The sequence below is a fragment of the Plesiomonas sp. genome (assembly GCF_051652165.1).
Taxonomy (GTDB): Bacteria; Pseudomonadota; Gammaproteobacteria; order Enterobacterales; family CAMTGL01; genus Plesiomonas.
The window spans coordinates 303,037-326,811 of record NZ_JBOFTR010000004.1; the positions used below are offsets into that span (position 1 = coordinate 303,037).

At 43.9% G+C, this 23,775-nt stretch carries 22 protein-coding genes; 11 read left to right on the forward strand and 11 right to left on the reverse strand.

Annotated features, from left to right (window positions below; translation table 11 throughout):
- Positions 1-63: 63 nt before the first annotated feature.
- Positions 64-2,526, forward strand: a complete 2,463-nt coding sequence (locus tag ACRC53_RS03825) for a heavy metal translocating P-type ATPase (protein ID WP_438642235.1) — start codon at positions 64-66, stop codon at positions 2,524-2,526.
- Positions 2,527-2,718: 192 nt separating this feature from the next.
- The gene (queD, locus tag ACRC53_RS03830) at positions 2,719-3,093 is read left to right on the forward strand and encodes a 6-carboxytetrahydropterin synthase QueD (protein WP_438642236.1); all 375 of its coding nucleotides are present in this window, start codon (positions 2,719-2,721) and stop codon (positions 3,091-3,093) included.
- A gap of 138 nt (positions 3,094-3,231) precedes the next feature.
- On the opposite strand, the gene queE is transcribed toward queD, so the two are convergent.
- Positions 3,232-3,906 (reverse strand): 7-carboxy-7-deazaguanine synthase QueE, encoded by a 675-nt coding sequence (gene queE / locus ACRC53_RS03835; protein ID WP_438642237.1) that lies wholly within the window; start codon positions 3,904-3,906, stop codon positions 3,232-3,234.
- A 507-nt stretch (positions 3,907-4,413) separates the two neighbouring features.
- On the opposite strand from queE, the gene ACRC53_RS03840 reads away from it, so the two are divergent.
- From ACRC53_RS03840 to mlc, 3 genes are all read left to right on the forward strand, one after another.
- Positions 4,414-4,956, forward strand: coding sequence for a cytochrome b (locus tag ACRC53_RS03840; protein WP_438642238.1), 543 nt, complete (start codon positions 4,414-4,416; stop codon positions 4,954-4,956).
- Positions 4,957-5,350: 394 nt separating this feature from the next.
- Positions 5,351-6,997: an AMP-binding protein gene (locus ACRC53_RS03845; RefSeq protein ID WP_438642239.1), complete on the forward strand. Its 1,647-nt coding sequence runs from the start codon at positions 5,351-5,353 to the stop codon at positions 6,995-6,997.
- Between the two features lie 108 nt (positions 6,998-7,105).
- Entirely contained in the window at positions 7,106-8,323 is a 1,218-nt protein-coding gene (gene mlc, locus ACRC53_RS03850; RefSeq protein WP_438642240.1) for a sugar metabolism global transcriptional regulator Mlc, read from the forward strand.
- A gap of 280 nt (positions 8,324-8,603) precedes the next feature.
- On the opposite strand, the gene ACRC53_RS03855 is transcribed toward mlc, so the two are convergent.
- From ACRC53_RS03855 to ACRC53_RS03880, 6 genes are read right to left on the reverse strand one after another with little or no spacing between them, the layout of a single operon-like run.
- On the reverse strand, positions 8,604-9,419 hold the full coding sequence (locus tag ACRC53_RS03855; protein WP_438642241.1) for a heme ABC transporter ATP-binding protein: 816 nt from the start codon (positions 9,417-9,419) through the stop codon (positions 8,604-8,606).
- On the reverse strand, positions 9,416-10,471 hold the full coding sequence (locus ACRC53_RS03860; RefSeq protein WP_438642242.1) for a FecCD family ABC transporter permease: 1,056 nt from the start codon (positions 10,469-10,471) through the stop codon (positions 9,416-9,418). Before ACRC53_RS03860 ends, ACRC53_RS03855 begins: the two co-directional genes overlap by 4 nt.
- Positions 10,472-10,480: 9 nt before the next feature.
- Entirely contained in the window at positions 10,481-11,383 is a 903-nt protein-coding gene (locus ACRC53_RS03865) for a heme/hemin ABC transporter substrate-binding protein (RefSeq protein WP_438642243.1), read from the reverse strand.
- Positions 11,384-11,806: an ExbD/TolR family protein gene (locus ACRC53_RS03870; protein ID WP_438642244.1), complete on the reverse strand. Its 423-nt coding sequence runs from the start codon at positions 11,804-11,806 to the stop codon at positions 11,384-11,386.
- A complete protein-coding gene (locus ACRC53_RS03875) occupies positions 11,803-12,447 on the reverse strand; it encodes a MotA/TolQ/ExbB proton channel family protein (RefSeq protein ID WP_438642245.1) in 645 nt (214 codons plus the stop codon). Before ACRC53_RS03875 ends, ACRC53_RS03870 begins: the two co-directional genes overlap by 4 nt.
- 17 nt (positions 12,448-12,464) lie before the next feature.
- The gene (locus ACRC53_RS03880) at positions 12,465-13,319 is read right to left on the reverse strand and encodes an energy transducer TonB (RefSeq protein WP_438642246.1); all 855 of its coding nucleotides are present in this window, start codon (positions 13,317-13,319) and stop codon (positions 12,465-12,467) included.
- 381 nt (positions 13,320-13,700) lie between these two features.
- Here ACRC53_RS03880 and ACRC53_RS03885 point away from each other — a divergent pair, with 381 nt between their 5' ends.
- The 4 genes from ACRC53_RS03885 to hutZ all read left to right on the forward strand — a co-directional run bounded on the left by ACRC53_RS03885 (position 13,701) and on the right by hutZ (position 18,468).
- Positions 13,701-15,635, forward strand: coding sequence for a TonB-dependent hemoglobin/transferrin/lactoferrin family receptor (locus tag ACRC53_RS03885; RefSeq protein ID WP_438642247.1), 1,935 nt, complete (start codon positions 13,701-13,703; stop codon positions 15,633-15,635).
- The gene (gene hutW, locus ACRC53_RS03890; protein ID WP_438642248.1) at positions 15,635-16,990 is read left to right on the forward strand and encodes a heme anaerobic degradation radical SAM methyltransferase ChuW/HutW; all 1,356 of its coding nucleotides are present in this window, start codon (positions 15,635-15,637) and stop codon (positions 16,988-16,990) included. Before ACRC53_RS03885 ends, hutW begins: the two co-directional genes overlap by 1 nt.
- A 149-nt stretch (positions 16,991-17,139) precedes the next feature.
- Entirely contained in the window at positions 17,140-17,736 is a 597-nt protein-coding gene (gene hutX / locus ACRC53_RS03895) for a heme utilization cystosolic carrier protein HutX (RefSeq protein ID WP_438642249.1), read from the forward strand.
- 174 nt (positions 17,737-17,910) lie between these two features.
- Positions 17,911-18,468, forward strand: coding sequence for a heme utilization protein HutZ (hutZ, locus tag ACRC53_RS03900; protein ID WP_438642250.1), 558 nt, complete (start codon positions 17,911-17,913; stop codon positions 18,466-18,468).
- 216 nt (positions 18,469-18,684) lie between these two features.
- Here the strand turns inward: hutZ and cspD are convergent, their stop codons facing one another.
- The gene (gene cspD, locus ACRC53_RS03905; protein ID WP_438642251.1) at positions 18,685-18,909 is read right to left on the reverse strand and encodes a cold shock domain-containing protein CspD; all 225 of its coding nucleotides are present in this window, start codon (positions 18,907-18,909) and stop codon (positions 18,685-18,687) included.
- A gap of 254 nt (positions 18,910-19,163) precedes the next feature.
- Here cspD and clpS point away from each other — a divergent pair, with 254 nt between their 5' ends.
- Together clpS and clpA are read left to right on the forward strand one after the other, a co-directional pair.
- Complete coding sequence (clpS, locus tag ACRC53_RS03910) at positions 19,164-19,481, forward strand: ATP-dependent Clp protease adapter ClpS (protein ID WP_438642252.1); 318 nt, start codon at positions 19,164-19,166, stop codon at positions 19,479-19,481.
- 45 nt (positions 19,482-19,526) lie between these two features.
- Entirely contained in the window at positions 19,527-21,833 is a 2,307-nt protein-coding gene (clpA, locus tag ACRC53_RS03915) for an ATP-dependent Clp protease ATP-binding subunit ClpA (RefSeq protein ID WP_438642253.1), read from the forward strand.
- 124 nt (positions 21,834-21,957) lie between these two features.
- Here clpA and infA read toward each other — a convergent pair whose 3' ends face one another.
- The 3 genes from infA to aat form a co-directional block, all read right to left on the reverse strand.
- Positions 21,958-22,176 carry a translation initiation factor IF-1 gene (infA, locus tag ACRC53_RS03920; protein ID WP_010861786.1) on the reverse strand — a complete coding sequence of 73 codons (219 nt, stop codon included), beginning with the start codon at positions 22,174-22,176 and terminating at the stop codon, positions 21,958-21,960.
- A 99-nt stretch (positions 22,177-22,275) separates the two neighbouring features.
- On the reverse strand, positions 22,276-23,004 hold the full coding sequence (locus tag ACRC53_RS03925; RefSeq protein WP_438642254.1) for an arginyltransferase: 729 nt from the start codon (positions 23,002-23,004) through the stop codon (positions 22,276-22,278).
- A gap of 2 nt (positions 23,005-23,006) precedes the next feature.
- Complete coding sequence (gene aat, locus ACRC53_RS03930) at positions 23,007-23,768, reverse strand: leucyl/phenylalanyl-tRNA--protein transferase (protein WP_438642255.1); 762 nt, start codon at positions 23,766-23,768, stop codon at positions 23,007-23,009.
- Between the last annotated feature and the right edge of the window lie 7 nt (positions 23,769-23,775).

The following is a 23,775-nucleotide window of genomic DNA, read 5'->3' on the forward strand; positions in this document are numbered from 1 at the left end:
AATGCTTGACCCTATAGTAACTACAGGGTGTGAAATTATAGCAGGATATTTAAGGAGGGTAAGATGATGACCTCATGCTGCCAAGATAAAAAAAGTATACAGGCCGGTCTGTTAAATAAAAAAAATACACGACAAATGTCAACAGGATTAGCATTAACCGCCATTCGACCGTTAAATTTGGCTGAACATGAACATGAACATGAACATGAACATGAACATGAACATGAACATGAACATGAACATAAGCACACGCATACTGAGCACACTTGTTGTGGGCATACCGCAGACATGCCCACACAACAAATTATACGCAGTGCCAGTGGTCAGCAGGGAAAATATCAGACCAAATTTCAGATTCTGGCGATGGATTGCCCGACCGAATCGACCCTAATCCAGAAAGTGCTGGCAAAAATTGAAGGCATAACAGCACTGGAGTTCAACTATATTGAACGCGTAATGGTGATGGAGCATGATCTTGACGATATCAGCCCCGTGATCAAAGCCATCAGTGGTGTGGGGATGGAAGCGCGCCCGCTGACAGACGCACAAGCGGCCGCACTACCTGCAGAGCGCAAAACAGGCTGGCGGCAAAAGGTGCTATTTACATTAGCTGGTTTAGCTGCTGCAGGGTCAGAGGCAATAGCGTTTATCAGTGGTTCAGATATGAATCTCTGGGTGGCACTGTTGGCACTGTTATCGATAGCTTGTGGTGGTATTCCCATCCTGAAAAAAGGGTGGATTGCGCTAAAAACGGGCACAATGAATATTCATTTTTTGATGTCGGTTGCTGTGATAGGGGCAGTATTTATCGGCCAGTGGCCAGAAGCGGCGATGGTCTTGTTCTTATTTGCTGTTGCAGAGAAGCTTGAAGATATGTCGCTAACTCGTGCCGGAGAAGCGGTTAAAGCATTGATGGCACTGGCACCCGAAACAGCCTGGATACGTAATGCCGCAGGCACATGGCAAGAGATTGCCGTTGCAGAAGTGACAATCGGCAGTATCGTGCGTGTACGCCCCGGTGAGCGTGTGCCACTGGATGGCCAAATTAGCCACGGTGTTAGCCATTTTAATGAAGCCCCGATCACCGGTGAGAGTTTGCCCGTGAGCAAAGAGGTTGGCGCGACGGTATTTGCAGGCAGTATTAACGGTGATGGCGTGGTAGAAGTGTGTACTACCGCCAGCGCCAGCAGCAGTGTATTGGCCCGTATTATTAGTACCGTACGCGATGCGCAGGCCAGTAAAGCGCCCACACAACGTTTTATCGATCAATTTGCCAAATATTATACTCCCACAGTGGTGATTGCTGCGGTGCTGGTGGCTGTGTTGTTGCCCGTATTTGGGTTGATGACACTAAAAGCATCAGTATATACAGCACTGGTTATGTTAGTGATTGCTTGCCCATGCGCCTTGGTAATTGCTACTCCGGTGACACTGGTCAGTGCACTGGCATCATCAGCGCGCCACGGCATGCTAGTCAAAGGTGGCGCCCCGCTTGAGATGGCTGCAAAAATTAAGGTTGTTGCCTTTGATAAAACGGGCACACTAACGGTAGGTGAGCCAGAAGTAACCGGTATTTTACTTCCTGTATTACAAACCACGTTGCAAGCAGAGGCTTCTGAGCAGACTCTAACGCCGAGTGATGCTTCAGCTAAAGATCGCATATTGGCTTTAGCCGCAGCACTTGATGCAGACTCAACTCACCCATTAGCACGGGCCGTACTCAATGCAGCAAGTGTGCAGCACGTAGCCGTTATGCAGGCAAAAAATATTCAGGAGCTAATTGGCCTGGGTGTGCAGGGTACAATTGATGGTCAGCGTTACCTGCTAGGTAGTCGCCGTTTAGCAGAACGTACAGGTGTACTTACCCCAGAGATTAATGCACAAATCACTGAGCAAGAGGCGCAAGGTCAGGGTTTGCTGTTGCTGATGTCTGAACAGGCAGTACTGGGGATTATTACAGTAGCAGATAAAATCCGCGATGAGGCACAGGCCGTTATCCACCGTTTAAACCGCATGGGGATTTACACCGTTATGCTGTCGGGTGATCACCAGAGTGTTGCCACTGCAGTGGGGAATAAAATCGGGGTGGAACAAGCACTTGGCGAACTGTTGCCAGATGATAAACTGGCACGTATCCATGCACTGCAAACACAATATGGCCATGTTGCCATGATTGGTGATGGTGTTAACGATGCACCTGCATTAGCACAGGCTGATTTAGGTATTGCAATGGGCGCTGCTGGATCAGATACCGCACTGGAAACAGCAGATGCCGCATTGATGGAAGATAAGCTCGAAAAACTGCCAGAGTTATTTGCTCACGCTCGCCGAACAGCCGGTGTATTGAAAGCTAATATTGTGATGGCATTGGTGATTAAAGCCATCTTCTTCGCTCTTGCTTTAGCAGGTATAGCAACGTTATGGATGGCGGTTTTTGCTGATGTAGGCGCAAGTTTGCTGGTTATTGCCAATGGATTACGTTTGGCAAAGCACGTTGAGGTTGTCCCTACAGAGCTGAGTAAGTGACACAGAGAGCTGTTTGGTCAAGATCGATATTTTTTAAAACATCAGTATCTTGATTAAAATGACAGAATAAAAACGTGGTATAGCATAATAGATATGCCACGTTATAAATGGTTTGGTAAATCAGCACTACAGCATCATTATTTTCTGCTACCATCACGCCTTCTTTTTATTATCCTACATTATAGGAATAGAGTGATGACAACCACTTTGTTCAAAGACTTCATGTTCGAAGCGGCCCACCACCTGCCACATGTTCCAGAAGGGCATAAGTGCGGGCGTTTGCACGGGCATTCATTTACTGTGCGTGTGGAGGTGACTGGTGACGTTGATCCACATACTGGTTGGGTGATTGATTTTGCTGAAATAAAACAGGCATTTAAACCAATTTATGATCAGCTTGATCACTACTACCTAAATGATATCAGTGGGCTGGAAAATCCGACCAGTGAAGTGCTCGCTCGTTGGATCTGGCAGCAGTTAAAACCCCGCTTACCTCTGCTTTCCGGTATTTTGATTAAAGAGACCTGTACTTCAGGTTGCCTATACCGTGGTGAGACCGCAGAATAATTGCCACTGTTTGCTGATTAATGGTTGAGAGTGTTAATCAGCAAGCCATAAATGAACGTATTGGCAGCAGAGAGTATCTAGCCAATACGTTGCTGTTATTAAAGCCATACTGTTATGCGATAACGCACTCAATAACAATTAGGCGATCGACAAATATTTATGCATCTGTACCGACAAACGCCAGTTACGAGCAATACAAGTGCGCATACATAACTCAGTTGCTAGTGCTTTTTGGCTGATAGGTTGCAGCGCGATTTCGCGCTTTTTACCGTCGGAAGGAATGAGCATTAATAGTTGATCGAGTGCATCAATATCACTTTCGCGTGCGACTGGATGCTTAATTTCATCAGCGCGTACTAAAGCATCAAGCCTAACCTGACAACCGCCACGCATACCGACTTTAGGTGATACTGTTACCCACGTTTGTGCACTGCAACGCACCTCGTAAGTGCCGCTAGTTTCAATTTGGCACTGATAACCTACAGACTCTAACGTAGCCGTTAGCGAGCTCAGATCGTATAAACAAGGCTCACCGCCAGTGATCACCACATGTTTTGCGGTATACCCTTGTTGGTTAAACAGAGCTAATAAATCACTCGCTTGTAATGAACACCATAGATCAGAATCACCCGTTTTCACAATAACCTGATCTTCAGCCACGCGTTTATCTGCGTCTAATGCCCAAGTATGCTTAGTATCACACCAGCTACACTCGACCGGACAGCCCTGTAAGCGTACAAAAATTGCGGGAACACCCGTATAAACCCCTTCACCTTGTAGGGTCTGAAACACTTCATTAATTGGGTACAACATACAGCGCCTAAGCGGTTAAGAAAAAAGAGAGTGAATTATCGCAAACCCTGCTAAGTCTGACTACTTATAACTTTTTCTGAATATGTCTGTTGAGTGGTGATATATTGATGATATAACACTCATTGATATCACAGTGTCAGTATTTAATCGCACATCAATATAACGTATGTCTCTTTAAGATACTGAAAATAAAAGAGAGCGATTTTTATTTTACGGCTGTTTTTTATGATATGTGTTGAGATTATTTTTATTGCATTCAAAATAAATCACGGTAACTCAATTGACGATAGATATTAAACTCAATAACCTGAAAGCCTCACATCAATATGCAGTCTCCCGCTCAATACAGCAGTTAAATAAATTAGTCATATCGTTATATTAATATTGATGCAGTAAAGTGTATGTGCTTTGTGATAAAGGAAAACCTTATGCTCTAATTTAATAATAGAGCATCTAGGTTTAAGGTGAAATATTGTAAAGAAGATTAAAGTAAGGGTGTGAAATAAAATGAACGTTGAATATTATGATCGCGTAAGTAGAGTTCTGCATTGGATAATGGCTTTTGTTATTATCTATGCAACGATTGCGGGTTATGCAATGCATTTAGTTATGCATTCACACCCAAGAATATTTAGCTTTCTCTCTATTATGAATATGTCATTGGCAACAGTAGGCACGGTGTTATTTGTGTTTCGGTGGATTTGGAGCTTTTTTCGGGTGTCGCCCTCCCTTAAAGTAGAGAATATTCCTAAGAACCAGATAAACATTGCAAAAATGGTACATTCAATTATTTATTTTACAATGTTTGTGGTGTTCTCTTCTGGTTTTCTGATGCTTAAAGAGAGTTATTCACTCTTTTGGTTAGTTGAAGTGCCTAATTTAATTAGTTCCGAACCGATTAATGATTTCTTTTTTATTGTTCATCGTGTTGCTTGTATGTTTTTGGCTATTATGGTTTTATTACACATCGCCGCAGTGATTAAACATCATTTAATGTTGCGTAATAATGTATTGGTCAGAATGTTAGGCCCGCGTTTTACACTGCGTTAAAACAGTGGATGATGAGTGTTTGTATATATTATTTATATATACGGTGTGTATGAAAGCCTCTTTTACGTATTATATATGTGATTATGTATAATATGTAAAAGGGGTTTTTATTTATATTTTCTTTTATTGTGTATTTAAATAAACGGTTTAACGTGTAATAAAATATACAGTGAAATTGCTCTTTTTCTCGACACTTCATCAAATATTGTATCAATAAAGTGCATCATACTTGATGCCATCTCGCGATAAACTACATCGTGTCTGTTTAAGAAAACACATAATCTGTTTAAGAAAGGGTATCACACTGTCATTTTGTGGCTATAGTGTTAAATAATAATAAGTAATCGTGGTACTCTTATCATGATTAACAACAATGGCCTTGTTGGGGGGAAGTATGAGCATAATAAAACGACAACCGCTTGAGATGCTCTATTATTGGGAGGCTCATCGCCCTGATGAGACCTATCTACGTCAACCGGTGAATCGAGAGTTTCACTGCTATTCATGGCGTGAGGTAGGGCGGCAAGCCAGAGTGATGGCCAGTGCACTGCGTGGATTAGGGCTTACAGCAGGCGATCGTGTCGCGCTTTTATCAAAAAATTGTGCAGAATGGTTTATTGCTGATTTAGCGATGATGATGGGTGGCTTTGTTAGTGTGCCTATTTACCCAACGGCTAACGCAGAAACAATTCGCTATGTACTAGAGCATTCTGAAAGTAAGGTGATTTTTATTGGTAAGCTTGATCATCCAGAACAGCTTGACACTATATTGCCTAATGATCTGATCCGTGTTGCGTTTCCCTACCCAACGGTTGAGTGTCAATATCAGTGGAAAATGCTGCTCAATGATTTTCTTCCTTTAGAAGAGAACCCTGTTCCTGACGCGGGAAGCCTGATGTCTTTGGTATATACCTCTGGCAGTACTGGTCGGCCTAAAGCAGTTATGCATAGCCATGAATGTTTTGGTTGGGCGGCAAAATCGGTAGCAAAAACGGTACAGCTAGGCCCTAATGATCGCGGTTTTTCTTACTTGCCGTTATCACATATTACAGAGCGTGTTTATATTCTAGGTGCAAGTTTATACGGTGGATGCAGTATTACGTTTCCTGAATCATTAGATACTTTTATCGATGACATTAAAGCCACCGCACCGACAATTTTTATCTCTGTTCCACGGTTGTGGAGTGCATTTCGTCTGCGTATTGCTGAGAAAATGCCTGAAGAGAAACTCGCACGTTTATTAGCAATTCCTGTTGTCAGCTCAGTGGTTAAATATGTTATTCAGCGAAAGCTAGGGTTACACCGTGCAAGGGTTCTTGGTTGTGGTTCAGCGCCTGTTGCACCGGCATTATTGCACTGGTATCAACGGTTAGGGCTTAATATTACTGAAGCATGGGGAATGACAGAAAATCTTGCATATGGCGCGATCAACTATCCCTTTAGGTGCGATAAAATTGGCTCTATTGGGCATGCCGCTAAAGGTGTTGAGATTATGCTTTCAAAAGAGGGGGAAATTTTAACGCGCAGCCAAGGTACAATGCTCGGCTATTATCGCGATGATATTTCGACAGCACTGACGTTGAAAGAGGGGTGGTTGTATACCGGTGATCTGGGCGAAATGGATGCTGATGGGTTTATACGTATTACTGGGCGTTTGAAAGATATTTTTAAAACTGAAAAAGGAAAATATGTTTCCCCTGTATTGCTAGAAGGTAAACTCATCACACTTGAAATAATCGAACAACTGTGTGTGATAGGCAGCGGGCTATCACAGCCTATAGCCTTAGTTCAGCTTTCACAAAACTCGCTCACATTACCACAAGAGATGTTAACTCATGCATTATCTGAGCACCTCGACAGTGTGAATAGCCAGCTTGAACCCCACGAGAAGCTCAGTGGTATTGCAGTGATCTCAACACCGTGGAGTATTGAAAGTGGTGATGTGACTCCTACACTAAAATTGCGTCGTCATGTTATCGAGCAACGTTACAGTGATCAGGTCGCTCACTGGCAAAAGAGTGAAAAAGTACGCTGGTTGTAGATTTGGTCACGCTTCACTCATTGTAAGGTTGACGCAGCTACTTAAAGCTAACACCATGATGATAATAATATTTCGTAGTATGAAATGCATTTTTTTGAGTGGTGCAGCATGGCAGCAGGGCACAATCTTGGACACATTGATCAAATTAAACAGATAAATATGGGCGTGGTATATCGGTTAATTGATCAATTAGGCCCGATTTCACGCATTGAATTATCCAAGCAGGCGGGTTTAGCCCCAGCAAGTATCACAAAAATCACCCGTGAATTGCTTGATGTTCACTTAATTTGCGAAAATGAGTGCCAAGACTTTGGTCAGCGTGGTCGGCCAGCCGTAGGGTTAGTATTAGATACAACAGGCTGGCATTTCCTCTCTCTGCGCTTAGGCTGCGGTTATCTGACACTGGTTTTGCATGAGCTCAATGGTCAGATATTGATTGAAGAGCGTTTAGAGGTGATTGAGCGTCAGCAAGTTGCACTGCTCAAACGCTTAGTCAGTGAAATTGACCTCTTTTTTACTCGTCATCAAAATAAGCTTGAACGATTAACTGGTATTGCCGTGACGCTACCAGGCATGATTGATGCTGCGCGCGGTATTGTTCATCATATGCCTTATTATCAGGTAAAAGAGATGCCATTGGCCGCAGAGCTGGCGGCAAAAACCGGTTTACGGGTTTTTTTACGGCATGATATTTGCGCATGGGCGATGGCTGAGTCACTGTTTGGGCATGCTCAGGGCTGCGATAATGTTATTTTGCTGAGTATTAATCACGGTGTTGGTGTGGGGGTGATGATCGATGGCAAGCTGATTCATGGTCAGTTTCGTAATCTGATTGAGGCTGGGCATCAGATTGTTAACCCAGATGGTGTGCTCTGTGAATGTGGTCACCGTGGCTGTTTAGAAACCGAGATCAGTATGCAAGCGTTGTTGCGAAAGGTGCAACAGCAGCTAGATATAGGTATTCAGAGTTCATTGCAGCATGTTCCATTGACGATTACTGCGCTCTGCCACGCCGCAATTGAGGGCGATTCACTGGCGTTGAGTGTGTTGCATGATACTGCGCGTTATATTGGGCAATTACTCGCTACGTTGGTGAATTTATTTCATCCTGAGAAAATTTTGTTTGGCTCGCCATTACATCAAGCACAAGCGGTTTTATTTCCTGAAATTGAAGCTACAATCAAACATCTCTCTTATCCTCCGTATACCGAAAATCTGGTGTTACAGCTCACTCAATTTCACAATGAAGGCACGATGGCAGGGGTTGGTTTGGTCAAAGAGGCGCTATATAACGGCTCTTTACTGACACAATTACTTGAAGGTTAATTTTTCTGGTCATTTTACAAATGTATCCATGCAAATTGCACGGTGAATATTCAAGCGTTAGCAGTAACAAGCATGATTAGCGATACAAAATTTATCAAAATAGATTGCTAATAGGCGTTGGCATATGTTTAGGGCGTAGCTGAAACAAAAATAGCCTCACAAGAGGCTATTTAGGAGGGCAAAGAGAGCCAGAGGTGGTGTATTGAGCTAGATACTCTTCTTATTTGCAGGATAAAAGTTCTTACCTGATAGGGGAATAAATTAGACAAAGCACAAAAAACTAGGCGATCAGTACAGAGTCAATATCAGGATGTGGAAGAATCGTTGTTTCGATATCAAACACATGCTGAATATGGTTATGGGTTAAGACCTGTTTTGGTGTACCGTCAGCATACAGTGTTCCGTTATTGAGCAGTAATATGCGATCAGCATAACGGGCTGCAAGGTTTAAATCGTGCAAAATAACCAGCACTGCGTCACCCGCTAATGCTCGCTCTTTTGCTATTTGCAACGTGTGGTGCTGGTGGCAGAGATCAAGCGCAGAAGTGGGTTCATCAAGTATTAATAACTGCGGTTCTGCTGGTAATGAGCCTGATTGCTCTACTTCCTTAAACTGTTTTGCGCTCTGTTTTTTTTCGCCCAGTTGTGCCAGCACTCTTGCAAAATGTACCCGCTGCTTTTCACCGCCAGAGAGTTCAGTGTATAACCGAGTGGCTAAGTGTTGAGCCCCAACAACGGTTAAACAGTCGTGTGCAATTCGCTGATTTTCGCTATGTGATGAAGCGTGTGGTAATCGCCCTAGCATAACGACTTCGTGTACTAAAAAAGCAAAAGAGAGCGATGAGCTTTGCGGCAAGATGGCCATTTTTTGCGCTAATAGAGTACTGTTCCATGTATGTTGTGGTTGATTAAATAGGGTAATTTCACCCTGAAAAGGGATCTCCTTGCTGATGCATTTGATCAGAGTTGACTTTCCAGAGCCATTGGGCCCAAGTAATATAGTTAACTCCCCAGCAAATAAGGTTAATGAGAGATCGGTTAAAATGTGCCGTTGCCCTCGTTGCACCTGTAATTTATTGATCTGCAATATACTCATCCCTGACTCCTTTTTTGCTGGATTAGCAACCAGATAAAGAACGGTGCACCCAATAATGCTGTGATAATTCCAACAGGAATTTCGGCAGGCGCAGCCAGTTGGCGAGCAAGCAGATCAGCAACCAGCAGTAAAATAGCACCACCAAGTGCACTCACAGGCAATAGATTACGGTAATCAGGCCCACAGAGCATACGCACCATATGCGGTACAATTAAACCGATAAAACCAATCATACCCGATACAGAAACGGCAACACCAATTCCTATTGCACATAATATAATGAGCCGATGTTTAAGTTTTTCTACTTGAATACCTAAATGCCGAGCTTCAGATTCGCCCAGTAATAGCGCATTCAGTGCGGCATGTTGGCAAGAAAAAGTCATCAATAAAGCCAGCATGACAAAAACAGACAACAGCACACCATGCCATGTTGCCCCGGCTAATGAGCCCATTTGCCAGAGTGAAAGATCACGTAACTGTTGATCATCGGCTAAATAACTCAGCAGCCCTAAACCAGAAAAGGCAATAGCGCCAATGGCTACACCTGCTAACAACATCATGCTGACAGATGTACCAAAAGGTGTTCGCCCGATACGATAAACCAGTAAGGTGGTCAGCATGCCGCAGGCGAATGCAAATAGAGCTGTTGAGCCAAGTGTTAACCAACTGGCAATATCGGCCAGTAACGGCCATGACAACGCCCAACCGGCTGGCAGTAGAACAATGGATAGCCCTGCGCCCAGAGCTGCACCACCGCTGACGCCAATGATACCGGGGTCAGCTAAGGCATTACGAAATAGCCCCTGTAATACAGCTCCGCACATGGCCAGTATTGCACCAATACTGATGCACAGTAGGGTACGTGGAAGGCGAATGCTCTGAATAATCAATGCATTCGCTTGTTCACTTGCACTCTTTGGTGAATGAAATAGTGCAAATAGGCTCTCACTCATTGGCAGTTTAATGGGGCCTGTAGCCATTGAGAACAGTGCCGCAGCGATAAGCAGTAGCAGCCCTGTGCTACTCAGAAGTGATAACTTCAAACGTAACATCGGCACACCTTAGTGGCTAGATGACAGAGGGGTGTTATAGCGAAGAAAATAATCAGCCAAACGGTCAGCCTCATGCAAACTTGTTAAGCCTAACCCGCCAATTAAAGCCTTACCATTGATAGGGTATACAGCTAAGTTTTTCCCTGCAGGTGTATGAGTCAGTATCGGGAATTGTGCCAATGCTGCTTGTGCGCTACCTTTCCAGTTACGTTGACTAATGATGATGATATCGGGTTGCATAGCCAACAGGCTTTCGCTAGAAACTGTTTGATAGTTTTTCACTTTTTCTGCCGGATTTGTTGCTCCAGCCAGAGATATCAACGTATTTGCAGGTGTATTTCCCCCAGCAACCATCGGGGCGCGCCCTTCATTAAGCAGGAGGAAAATAACGTTTAGATTGTTTTTGCTCTGAATATGCTGGCGTTTTTTCGCCAGTTCAGCCAGTTGAGTGTCTGTTTTGTGTAATAATGCAGTGCCTTCGGATGGTTTATTTAACTGCTGGGCCAGTAAAGTAATACGCTGTTTTAAACTCTCAATATCTGATCCTGAAGGTAATACAGTGACAGTAACACCCGCTTGTTTAAGCATATCAATCGATGACTGCGGTGCGATTTCATCAGTACCAATTAGTTGATTCGGGCGTAGAGCTAACATGCCCTCAGCAGGCAGTTGACGAATATATCCCAGTTTTTTTGCAGAGCTATTTATAGGCAGCTCACTGCTGCTATCTGTACCTACCAAAAGATCTTGGCCACCGAGTGCAACAATGATTTCAGTAACACCCATTCCTGCTGAGATAATACGATCAGCAGCAACAGCAGGCACAGCGAAACCACTGAGCAGAGTCACACTACACACAAACAGAGCCGATTTTATCTGTTTGCGTAGTCTCAATATCGTTGGCATTACCATTTATTTTGTTCCTTTCGTCAAAATTTGTGCTGCGGGAATGTGTTGTTGTTGTAAAAAATTAAGCAAATTTAGTAAACGTTCGGCACTTACATTACGATCGGCCGCAATAATTATGCTGGCGTTGGGTAACTGCTGGTGGCGTTGTAACAGAGCTTGGCTAAACATCTCCCACGAGCGATAAGTGTGATCATTCAGTGCCCAATAAGGTTCACTGGCCAATAAGTGCAGTGTTAATGGTTGTTGTTCTGTTGGTGCAGCAGATTGTGTGTTGTCTATTTCTGGTAGATCTATCTCCATACTCTGTAAACGCACATTGGCTGTGAGCAGCAAAAAAACCAGCACAATAAAGATAATGTCGAGCAGCGGTGTCAAATCGATACCGACACTCGGTTGCATGTGATCAGATGAGCGATCGCGGATCATTGATGAAACTCCTGATTCAGCGCGATACCCTCTAACCACAAGTTATACTGGTTCATACCGTGCTCGGCACTGTGGATTAACCGGTCAATCCACAAGCTAAATAGCTGCGCGCCAATAATGGCAGGCAGGGCAATCAACAGACCCGCGGCGGTGGTATACATGGCGATACCTAAACCATTGGCGAGCAGAGCAGGAGTGACAGGGCTATTACTGATGCCGATATCCTGAAACATCTGAATCAGCCCTAAAATTGTGCCGAGCAAACCCAGTAATGGGCTAATTGCTGCAATCAATGTCAGCATTTTTAAGCCAAAACTCAGTTGGCGACGTTTGTTTTGCAGCCAAATTGCAGCAATTTCTTCACGCAATAATTTGTTTTCAGCCCTGTGCATAATCAACAGCGACAAACCTTGTAGCAGTAGTGAACGCTGACCAGATAGTGCCTCTTGCATCTGCTCAAACTCCCCTTGCTGGGTACAACGTGTTAACGGTGGCAGAGCGCCAGAGGTTTGAACATTAAATCGGCTGGCTTGTAGCAGCTTAAACAACCTATCGAGCACAATAACACCCGTTAAAAATGAGCAAATCAGTAAGGGCCACATCATCATGCCCAGTTGTTGTTCAAGTTGAGTTAGCAACATCTTAATCTCAAGCCTATTTAAGTTAGTTCAAAACGAATCGGAATACGCACCGTGTGTTTTATGCCTACGCCATTGATCTCTTTAGGTAAAAACTGCCATTTCTGTACGGCTTTTAGCGCCGCTTTATCGAGCAGCAGTGAACCACTACTGCGAGTTAACACCACAGTAAGAAGCTCACCGTGTACGCCAAGTGTAATATCGAGCAGGGTTGTTCCCTCTTGCCGCCTAGCACGTGCGGCAGTGGGATACTCTGGTGGAGCAGGGGGAATACGAAAACGGGGCTTACTTTCACTGTTGAGTGTGGTCGACAGTGAAGGGGAAGTTGTATGGGTTTGAGCCATTGTAGAAGAGGTTAGTGTATTTTGGCTACTGTGTGTTGTGGTTTGTACTGCATCTTGTTGTTTTTTAGTTGGTAGTATTTTTGCTACCTCTGATTTTTTAGGTTGCTCTGAACGTTTTGTATCCGCTTTTTTTTCCGGTGTGGTTTTAGATGGAGTGGTTATTTTTTCTAAAGGCGTTTTAAACGGCAAAGCCTGAAGCGCACGGTTTTTTGAGCTCATAACACTTTCTTTTCTCTCTTTTTTCTCTTTTATTACCGCGTTTTTAACCAACTCTGGTTTGGCCATTTCCAACGTATTCGTTAAGGATGTATCAGAGAGTGTTGCCCTTTGCTCTGTCGGATTAACCGCGGCGCGTTGAGCCGTAGCCAACGTCAAAACCATACGAGATGCTGATGTTGGTGAACTCAGAGTATCAAGGGTAATGGCTCGTGTTTGAAGAGGTTGGAATCCTACTAGTAACAAAACGGTATGCGCACAAAGGCATATGCCAGAGGCGACCAATAATCGTTTTTTTTCTGAGGAAATCCACATAGATACAACCCTTGCATACCCAATTCATCTAACGAGATAGCAAATATACATTTTGATACCCCAAAAGATCAAATGAAAATTATTTGCATTCGCATTTAATGTTCAGTTACTCTTTATGCGGCACATATAAACCTGCAAATTCCAACTCAACATGTGCTGATTCCCCTGTGACTTATGGCAAATCATTGCGGCTTTATGTCCGCAAAAAAAAAGATGTCCTTACGCAGGGTGATTTTTATTCGGGTGTTTAATCGGTCGTGGTTTTATTTTCAAAAGGATTTAGCACAAATGGCGAGTCATCGAACAAATTGCAAAAATGGGGTTATTTTTCAACGATCTGTACTTAGCTTGCTAGTTATAAATATTCTCACTGTGCCTTTAATGGCTAATGCAGAAACAACCCAGAGCACATCTACGACAACGGCACTGCCTGAAGTTATCGTAACTGCCACACGTGATAATAAAACTCTCGAACAAGAAACGCGTTCAGTCGTGGTCATGAATAAGGCACAAATTGAACAGCAGCAAGCAGCCAGTGTCGCAAAAGTGCTGAAATATGCACCTAACATTGATGTTCATGGCGGGCCGCGGGCAAATGCACAAAGCCCAACGATTCGAGGTTTAAGCGGAAATCAACTACTGCAAGTCATTGATGGAGCTCGTCAAAATACCAATTCAGGCCATCGTTCAACCTATTTTCTTGATCCTGAAATGCTATCAAGCATTGAAGTGATCAAAGGGCCAAGCAGCGCACTGTGGGGAAGTGGAGCATTAGGGGGGGTAGTGGCACTCCAAACGGTTTCGGCTCCTGATTTACTGACTGATCAGCCAATAGGCGGTTATATCAAACAAGGCTATGGTAGTGCAAATGATGATACGCGAACCAGTGCTTCACTGTATGGCATGCCAAGTGATGCAATTGACTTTTTATTAAATGGATACTATGTCGATGCAAATAATGTGCGTTTAGGCAATGGCGAAAAACTCACAGACTCTAGCTATCGTAATCAAGGTGGGTTGGCAAAAGTGGGTTGGCAAGTTGATGATGCACAGCGTTTGCAACTTTCAGTTCGGCAGTCTGAAAATCATCAGAATGCACCGAGTAACCCATCAGAAGCAATCAGCTCTTCTGTACCCCTGGTTCAGCAAAAAACACGTGATTTTAATACCACATTGGATTACCGCGTAAATCCACAAAATAATCCGTTGTTAGATGCACATATCACAACCTATCTTAATAAAACAGAGTTTGATGAGTATCGAATCCAGAAAGCACAGCATGATACGGTTAATTATCGCACATTAGGCATGAACATTAACAACCGTTCTACCTTTGATTTCATGACACTCGTGTATGGCGGTGATATTTATCAGGATAAAACAGAAGGTCAGCGTGAGGGCCCACATCGTCCTATTCCTGCTGATGCCCGTGCCCAAGTGTGGGGTACATATTTACAAGCTGATATTCCGTTGGTAACAAATTGGAGTTTGCAACCTGGAATACGCTATGATCATTTTAATATTGAAGATAAAAACATTGCTGACTCATCGCGCAGTGAAAGTAACGTTTCGCCGTCAGTCGGTTTACGTTGGCAAGCAGCAGATTGGTTAACATTGAATGCGCGTTACGACGAAGCATTTCGTGCTCCCAGTATGGAAGAGATGTACACCAGTGGTACACATTTTTGTATGGGGCCAAATATGTGTAACACCTTCCTACCAAATCCTGACTTAAAACCGGAAAAAGCAAAAAATAAAGAGATCTCAGCCAACATGAAATTCAGTCATGTATTGGCCGATGATGAACTGGCGCTGAATGCCACCTATTTTCATAACAACGTCAGTAACTACATTGATCAGCGTGTAGACAGGCTAACTACACAATACCAAAACGTTAATGATGCGCTACTTAAAGGAATAGAGCTAACTGCACTCTATAACCTACAAAATATCGAAACAAGCCTAAGCTATGCTAAAACTGACGGTGAAAATCAGAGTAATGGCCAGCCACTGCAAAATATCCCAGCACAAAAATGGGTATTAGGCGCAGGGCACTACTTTATGGATAAATCTCTTAAAGTTGGCATGAATGTTAGCCACTACCAAGCGCAAGATAAGCTGCCTGAAAATGTCACTGAAGTGTACCCAAGTTACACTCTCATTGATCTCTATACCACATGGCAGCCACAAGCCTTTAAAGCCGTTAAAGTGGATATTGGTATCGATAATCTTACCGACGAATACTACCGTCAGGCCTTTAACCAGCTCTATTCCGCAGGTCGTAATTTCAAAATTGGCGTTCGGTATCAGTTCTGATGATTAATCTCTCTTTATTAGATGAACACATTCTGGGTTATCACAGCCCTGATCCCTTAGCATACGCGTTTACAGGAAAGCGTCAGGCACATGTAGGCGCAAGTGGTCGCCCGCTATCTATTGAAGCGACCAAAACACAGTTTACACAACTGCTCACTGGCAACGAGAAAGTATCACGCGATCGCTGCTTGTATCTCCACATTCCGTTTTGTCGCGTGCGCTGTACGTTTTGCTCATTTTTTCAGTATGCCGCCAGTGCCACATTAGTAGCAGAGTACTTTGTTGCATTGAGCGAAGAGCTAAAGCGTAAAGCAGCAATGCCATGGACACAAGCACACCCTTTTGCTGCGGTATATATCGGTGGTGGTACACCTACCGATCTTACTGCAGAGCAAATATTTCAGTTAGGAAAACTAATTCATGCGCACTTTCCATTAACAGAGGATTGTGAAATTACCCTAGAAGGGCGCTTAAACCGTTTTAGTGATGAAAAATACGTTGCCGCGGTTGAAGGTGGTGTAAACCGCTTCTCATTTGGTGTCCAAAGTTTTGATACTGCTGTGCGCAAACAGGCCAAGCGTTTGGATAACCGTGAAACGTTGCTAAATACACTCAACCATCTCGTCGCATTTGATCGCGCACCAGTCATTGTTGACTTAATGTTTGGTCTGCCAGGGCAGGATAGTGAATGCTGGCAACGTGATTTAACCGATTTTTTAGCCAGCGGAGCACACGGTGTTGACCTGTATCAGCTTATTGAGATGGAAAACACCCCAATGGCACGTCTAGTCAGTGAAAAACGGTTACCACCACCAGCAAATACCCCCGAAAAATCACGGATGTATGCCAATGGTGTTGCCTTTATGCAACAGCAACAAATCAAGCAGCTCAGTGTTAATCACTGGGCGCGAGATTCACGTGAACGCAGCCGTTACAACCATCTGGCTAAAACACACGCCGATGTATTACCGGTTGGCGCAGGGGCTGGAGGCTCAATTAACGGGTATGCCCTAATGCAAACCCGTGATTTAGAAGCCTATCATACAGCCATTGCAGAGAACCAATTCCCATTGGCAATGATGATGGCACCCAATCCGCTGCATAGATTACACAGTGCTATTAAGGCGGGGTTTGATCGCGGCATGCTGTCAGCCCACGCTCTGAATCAGGCCAGTGAAACTCAGCTATTTGAACATATACAACCTCTACTGGCTGCATGGCAAGATCGTGGGTTACTAACACTTGATACTTCAACCGCACAACTCACTACTGCAGGCAGTTTTTGGAGTATCAATATGGCTCAGGGAGTGATTGAAGCATTACAAGGCCAACCTTCTGCAGCACAGGCTGCTTGATTGTGAAAATCAAGCGAGATAACGCAAAGCAAAAGAGGCTGTACAAAAAAGAGGACAAAAAATAATGCACGATAACCGTAGCAGATAATGGCGATGACTATTAACACATTTAACTGATTATTTTTGATATACAGGGTATGGAATTACCGATGCAATCACTTACGTTAGCGCAATCAATAACCAAACAACAAAACCTTGCAACCCAGATTGCTGCACTTTCAGAGCATGAACTGGGTGCATCAACACAAGCATTAGCCAGCCAGTTTTCAGTGAGTGAACAGCAGTTGGTCGCGGCACTTCCTGCAGGCATGGCAACATGGGTATTCGCTGAACATGCGCAAACATTACTAGAGTCACTCACTGAATGGGGGGCACTGACCACCATTATTGAGTCTGAAGGCAGCATTTTTGAGTTTAAAGGTGCGTTTCCGGCTGGAAAACCGGCACACGGCTATTTCAACTTATATACCAAAAGTGCCGAAGGTTTACATGGCCATCTCAAACTTGATCAGGTTTCGCACATTGCCCTGTTGGAAAAGCCATTTATGGGTAAAGAGAGCTATAGCCTGCTGTTTTTTGCTCAATCAGGCCGTTGTATTTTTAAAGTGTATCTGGGGCGCGATAGCAAACGCCAGTTGTTCCCTGAACAAATTAGCCGCTTTAACCAATTACGAGAGCAATATGCAGCCAGTGCATATGCAATAAGTGAAGTGGCCCCTATATTAGCATCAGAACGAGCCGAGTAGTCAGCTATTACAGCCATGAAATAGCAGAGTCACTGTAGCGACTACGGTAACAATATCGATCACCACCTCACCATGCGGGTTTCGTACAGTATAGTGCGCCACGGGTGGGATATTACCATGAGTAAATTGCGTAGGAAAAATCATCCTACAGCATAAAAAAGGAAAAAAATCATCATGAGTACTGAACGTCAAGAGCGCCTACAAAACCGTCTAGAACCTGAAATTCAGGCTTTCCGTCAGCAGTGTAAAACCCTGATCCTTGCCACAGTAGACAGTACTGGTATGCCAAATGTCAGCTATGCCCCGTTTGTGCAATTAGCCGATGGTTATTACGTGCTGATCTCTGAAATTGCCCGGCATGCACGTAATTTACAGCAAGTACCTCGGACATCTTTAATGATGATTCAAGATGAAGCAAGCAGCCGTATTTTGTTTGCTCGCCAACGCCTAACGTTTGATGCAAAAGCAGAAATTGTGACACGTGATAACAACGCATGGAAACCGGCTATTGATGCCTTAGCACAGCGTCATGGTGATATTGTCGATAATCTGTCAAATATGGCCGATTTTATTCTGTTCCGTTTAGTGCCAGAACAAGGCCTATATGTTAAAGGGTTTGGCCAGGCATTTCAGGTCAGCAGTGATGACTTGATTGATATGGTGCACCTGAAAGAGGGGCATAAATCACTGTCAGGCGAAGAGATTACCGCAGATAACGCCCCAGCAGTATAAATAAAGCGTCTGTTATCAATTACAAACAAATATGAATGCACCCCAGTGTGTGTATAGTTGAGTACGTATTTGAATTTGTTGGCTCTGTTTAGTTTAAGCGTAGAGCTGACTTTACGAGTTATTTATGTCTTAGTATGAATGACAAAAAGCAGACAATTGTCTGCTTTTTTACTGTAGATGCTGACATATACAATCAGCATAAATAATGCATCAGCGTCAACTGAGCTCTGCTTCTAGCACAGGAACAACGATGCAGGTCGCATGGCAACCCTTAGGCCCTCGATGCATTTCAAACTGCACCTCTTGCCCCGCTTTTAGCGTGCGATAACCTTCCATTTGAATCATGGAGTAGTGTGCAAAAATATCATCACCGCCGACAACCGGACAAATAAACCCAAATCCTTTGGCATTGTTGAACCACTTAACAGTACCCGTTTCCATACCTCTACATCCCTCGAGTGATACTTTATTTGATAGTACAAACTGTATTTGCGCGCTCGCGCTCGAATTTACGACCTAATCACTCAACTTTTATACTGATTGGTCGAAATATAAACACAGCTTGTTGATACACTCTAGTAGAATTGGGAGTAACGTCAAGGCGACGAAGGTCGTGTTGACGGGTTGTTCACTAAAACGTCATTGAAATTAACATTTCATTCGCATCTACTGAATGTAAAGACTACGATAGAGTTATGAGTAATTTAGATTGGCTAGGAATAGATGAACTCATCAGAGATGAAGAGAAAACGACGGTTAAGCCGCCGTCTATGTATAAGGTAATACTAAATAATGATGATTACACACCAATGGATTTTGTCATTGAAGTGTTAGCCACATTTTTTAGTCTTGATATTGAAAAAGCAACACAAGTTATGCTAACCGTACACTATCAGGGTAAAGCAACCTGTGGCATTTTTACCGCTGAAGTTGCCGAAACAAAAGTAGCGCAAGTCAATCAGTATGCGCGTGAGCACGAACATCCATTGCTCTGTTCAATGGAAAAAGCCTGATAGCGTTGTACGGGCTTTGCTTTCAGCTTCTAAGGGGAGGTGCCTATGCTCAATAAAGAACTTGAATTAAGTTTGAACCTAGCGTTTGCCAAAGCTCGTGAGCTGCGGCATGAGTTCATGACAGTCGAGCACTTGCTGCTTGCACTGACTGACAATGGTTCAGCGCGTGAGGCATTGGAAGCCTGCTCCGTTAATCTGGACATGCTACGGAATGATCTAACCATTTTTATCGAACAAACCACACCACTGATTGCCACCGAAGAGAGTGAGCGTGAAACACAACCTACGCTCAGTTTTCAGCGTGTACTGCAGCGTGCAGTTTTTCATGTGCAATCCTCTGGCCGCAGTGAAGTTACTGGTGCAAATGTCTTGGTCGCTATTTTTAGTGAGCAAGAATCACAAGCCGCTTATTTATTGAAAAAGTATGATGTCAGCCGTCTTGACGTGGTGAATTTCATCTCACACGGTGTGCGTAAAGACAGCCCTGATACCAGTGCTTCACAAACTTCTAACCAAAACCAGAATGCCTCTTCTGCAAACAACAGTAACGAAGAGGGTGACGAGCGTTTAGAGAACTTCGCTACCAATCTTAACCAACTGGCGCGTGTGGGCGGTATTGATCCACTTATTGGCCGCGAACACGAACTTGAGCGTACGGTACAAGTGCTCTGTCGCCGCCGTAAAAATAACCCACTGCTGGTGGGGGAAGCCGGTGTCGGTAAAACGGCTATTGCAGAAGGTCTGGCATGGCGCATAGTGCAAGGGGATGTCCCTGAAATTATGCTTAACTGCGTTATTTACTCGTTGGATATCGGTTCACTACTGGCGGGTACCAAATACCGTGGTGATTTTGAAAAACGCTTTAAAACTATCTTGCGTCAGCTTGAGCGTGAAGAGAATTCGATTCTGTTTATCGATGAAATTCACACCATTATTGGTGCGGGCGCTGCATCCGGTGGGCAAGTTGATGCGGCAAACCTAATTAAACCACTGCTTTCAGGTGGAAAAATTCGGGTTATGGGCTCAACTACCTACCAAGAGTTTTCCAACATTTTTGAAAAAGATCGTGCATTGGCGCGTCGCTTCCAAAAAATTGATGTTATTGAGCCATCAGTAGACGAAACAACCAAAATTCTGATGGGATTAAAACCAAAATACGAAGCACACCACGATGTTCGTTATACCAACAAAGCTATTCGTGCTGCAGTTGAGTTGTCAGCAAAATACATTAATGAGCGTCATTTACCCGATAAAGCCATTGATGTGATAGATGAAGCGGGTGCTCGTTGCCGTTTAGCACCATTAAGCAAACGTAAGAAAACCGTCAATGTCAGTGATATTGAGTCAATTGTTGCACGGATTGCCCGTATCCCTGAAAAATCGGTCTCCTCCAGCGATCGAGATGTGCTGCGTTCACTCGATGACAAGCTAAAAATGCTGGTATTTGGTCAGGATAAAGCCATTTCAGTCCTCACCGAAGCCATCAAAATGAGCCGTGCAGGTCTTTCACAAGACAATAAACCGGTGGGTTCATTCCTGTTTGCCGGCCCAACCGGTGTAGGTAAAACCGAAGTTACTGTGCAACTAGCCCGCGCTATGGGCATTGAGCTGTTGCGTTTTGACATGTCAGAGTACATGGAAAGACACACCGTTAGCCGCTTAATTGGTGCGCCACCGGGCTATGTGGGTTTTGATCAGGGGGGCTTGCTAACCGATGCTGTCATTAAGCACCCGCACTCTGTGGTACTGCTTGATGAAATTGAAAAAGCACACCCTGATGTATTCAATCTGTTGTTACAGGTCATGGATAACGGCACGTTGACCGACAACAACGGGCGTAAGGCTGATTTCCGTAATGTCGTGCTGGTGATGACTACTAACGCAGGCGTTCAAGAAACCCAACGTAAATCTATTGGTTTTAAACAACAAGATAACAGCACCGATGCACTGGGTGAGATTAAAAAAGTGTTTTCACCAGAGTTTCGTAACCGGTTAGATAATATCATTTGGTTTAATCATTTAACGCCGGAAATTATTCATCAAGTGGTTGATAAATTTATCGTGCAGTTACAAGCACAGCTTGATGCGAAAGGGGTATCGATGGAAGTAAGTGCCCAAGCCCGTGATTGGCTGGCAGAAAAAGGTTATGACCAAGCGATGGGGGCACGGCCAATGACTCGTATTATCCAAGATAATTTGAAAAAACCGTTAGCGAATGAGTTGCTGTTTGGTTCTTTAACACACGGTGGTGTAGTGAAAGTGGATGTCAGTCTTGTTGCAAATGAGCTTACTTATACATTCAGTAGTGCACATGCTCGTAAAGATAAAGAAGAAGAGAGCACATTACACTGATTGGAATATCATTCATGCTCTCTTGCCGTCAGCAAAAAAGCTGGCGGCTTATTTTAGTATTATGTTATCACGCTAAAAAAGAAAAACCCGGATACTTAGGTCCGGGTTTTTTTTATCACCGCAATTAGCGACTACGGAACACGATACGGCCTTTACTGAGATCGTACGGTGTCATTTCTACAGTCACTTTATCGCCAGTCAGAATACGAATGTAGTTTTTACGCATTTTACCAGAGATATGAGCAGTCACAACGTGACCGTTTTCCAGTTCTACACGGAACATGGTGTTTGGCAGCGTGTCTAGCACTGTGCCTTGCATTTCAATGCTGTCTTCTTTAGACATTGATTCCTCGTTAAGGCTTACAACCTGAATAATAACCGGCAGATAATGCCGAAAAACGTTGGTAGTGTAAAGGCAACATGGCATAAAGCAGGTTAAAACTCAGCATTTATCAATCCATTGCCAACCTGTCGGTGTTAACTCTTGTGCTGGGCGAAATCGTTTTTTATAAGACATCGCCTTACATGCATCAACCTGATAACCGGGATAGACCCAGCGTTTCCCAATTTGTCGTGCCCATTCAAGCTGTTTTACCAGCATAGCAACACCGGGAGAGTGCTGGCTAAATCCAGGATCAAAAAATGTATAACAAGCACTTAGAGAGTCGGGTAGAACATCTGTTACCGCAACTGCAATGAGCTGACTACCCTGATACATACAAAGATAGGCCACGCTTAACCAGTGACACTGAGTAAAAGATTCAAACTGCGCTTTATTCGGTGGATACATACTGCCACTGGCATGCCGAGCATTAATATACTTGGCATAAAGAGTAAAAAACTCAGGTGGTAGTTTATCACAAATCTGCCATGACACGGCATGCCAATGTTGCAATGCCCGTTTTTGTGAGCGGCTAGGTTGAAATTCAACCACTGAAATACGTAATTGTTTACAAGCATGGCATACGGGGCAGTGTGGTTTATAAATGGCATCACCATTTCGACGAAAGCCGTGTGCCAAAAGTTGTGAGTATCCCTCAGTGGTGTGCCACTCAGTGCCAGAAACAACCCCTATCTGTTCAGATTGCTCAGGCAAATAGCTGCATGTGCTTGGCGGTGTTAGCCAGAGCTGGATCTGTTTTTGCTGTGTACTTTGATAATCTGATGACATAATTATTCATTGCAGGTTTGAATACTGTGCGCAACAGCAGCATAGGTATTATTGCACAATGGTATATGTGGATAATCAAGCTGCCGTGCACGCCAAAAACCTTGCGATAACATAGCATGTTGGTATGTGTGTAATTGCTGTAAAAATTCGGACCGAGGTAAAGTCTGAGCACCCAATGAGGCTAAATGCGGATTCATCACCTGACAATCAATCAGTTTTCCCTGTGCTTGCTGAAAATGGTGATTAAATACCAGCAATGCAGTTTTTGAAGCATTAGGTTGCAGTGAAAACATAGATTCACCACAAAATAGCTGACCCATGGCAATGCCATACAAACCGCCGACTAAATTATCACCCTGCCAAACTTCCACAGAATGGGCAATGCCTTGTTGATGCAAGCAGATATAAGCCTGACAAATATCAGCAGAGATCCATGTATTTCCCTGCCGAACAGCCGCACACTGTTCGATTACTGCAGAAAATGCCTGATTCAGCGTAATTTTGTACGGCGTTTTAGCCAGCCATTTCCGCATGCTGCGGTTAGGGTGCAGCGTAGCAGGAACAAACACCGCCCTTAGGTTCGGAGACCACCAGAGGATTGGTTCTTGATCGCTAAACCAGGGGAATATCCCCTGTTGATAGGCGGCCAACAGGCGTGCAGGCCGCAGATCTCCCCCATACGCAAGCAGACCATCTGGATCTGTCAATGCAAGTTCGGGGGAAGGAAAACACGTATCTGTAAGAGAGAGTTGAGTTAATCGCATTACAGAT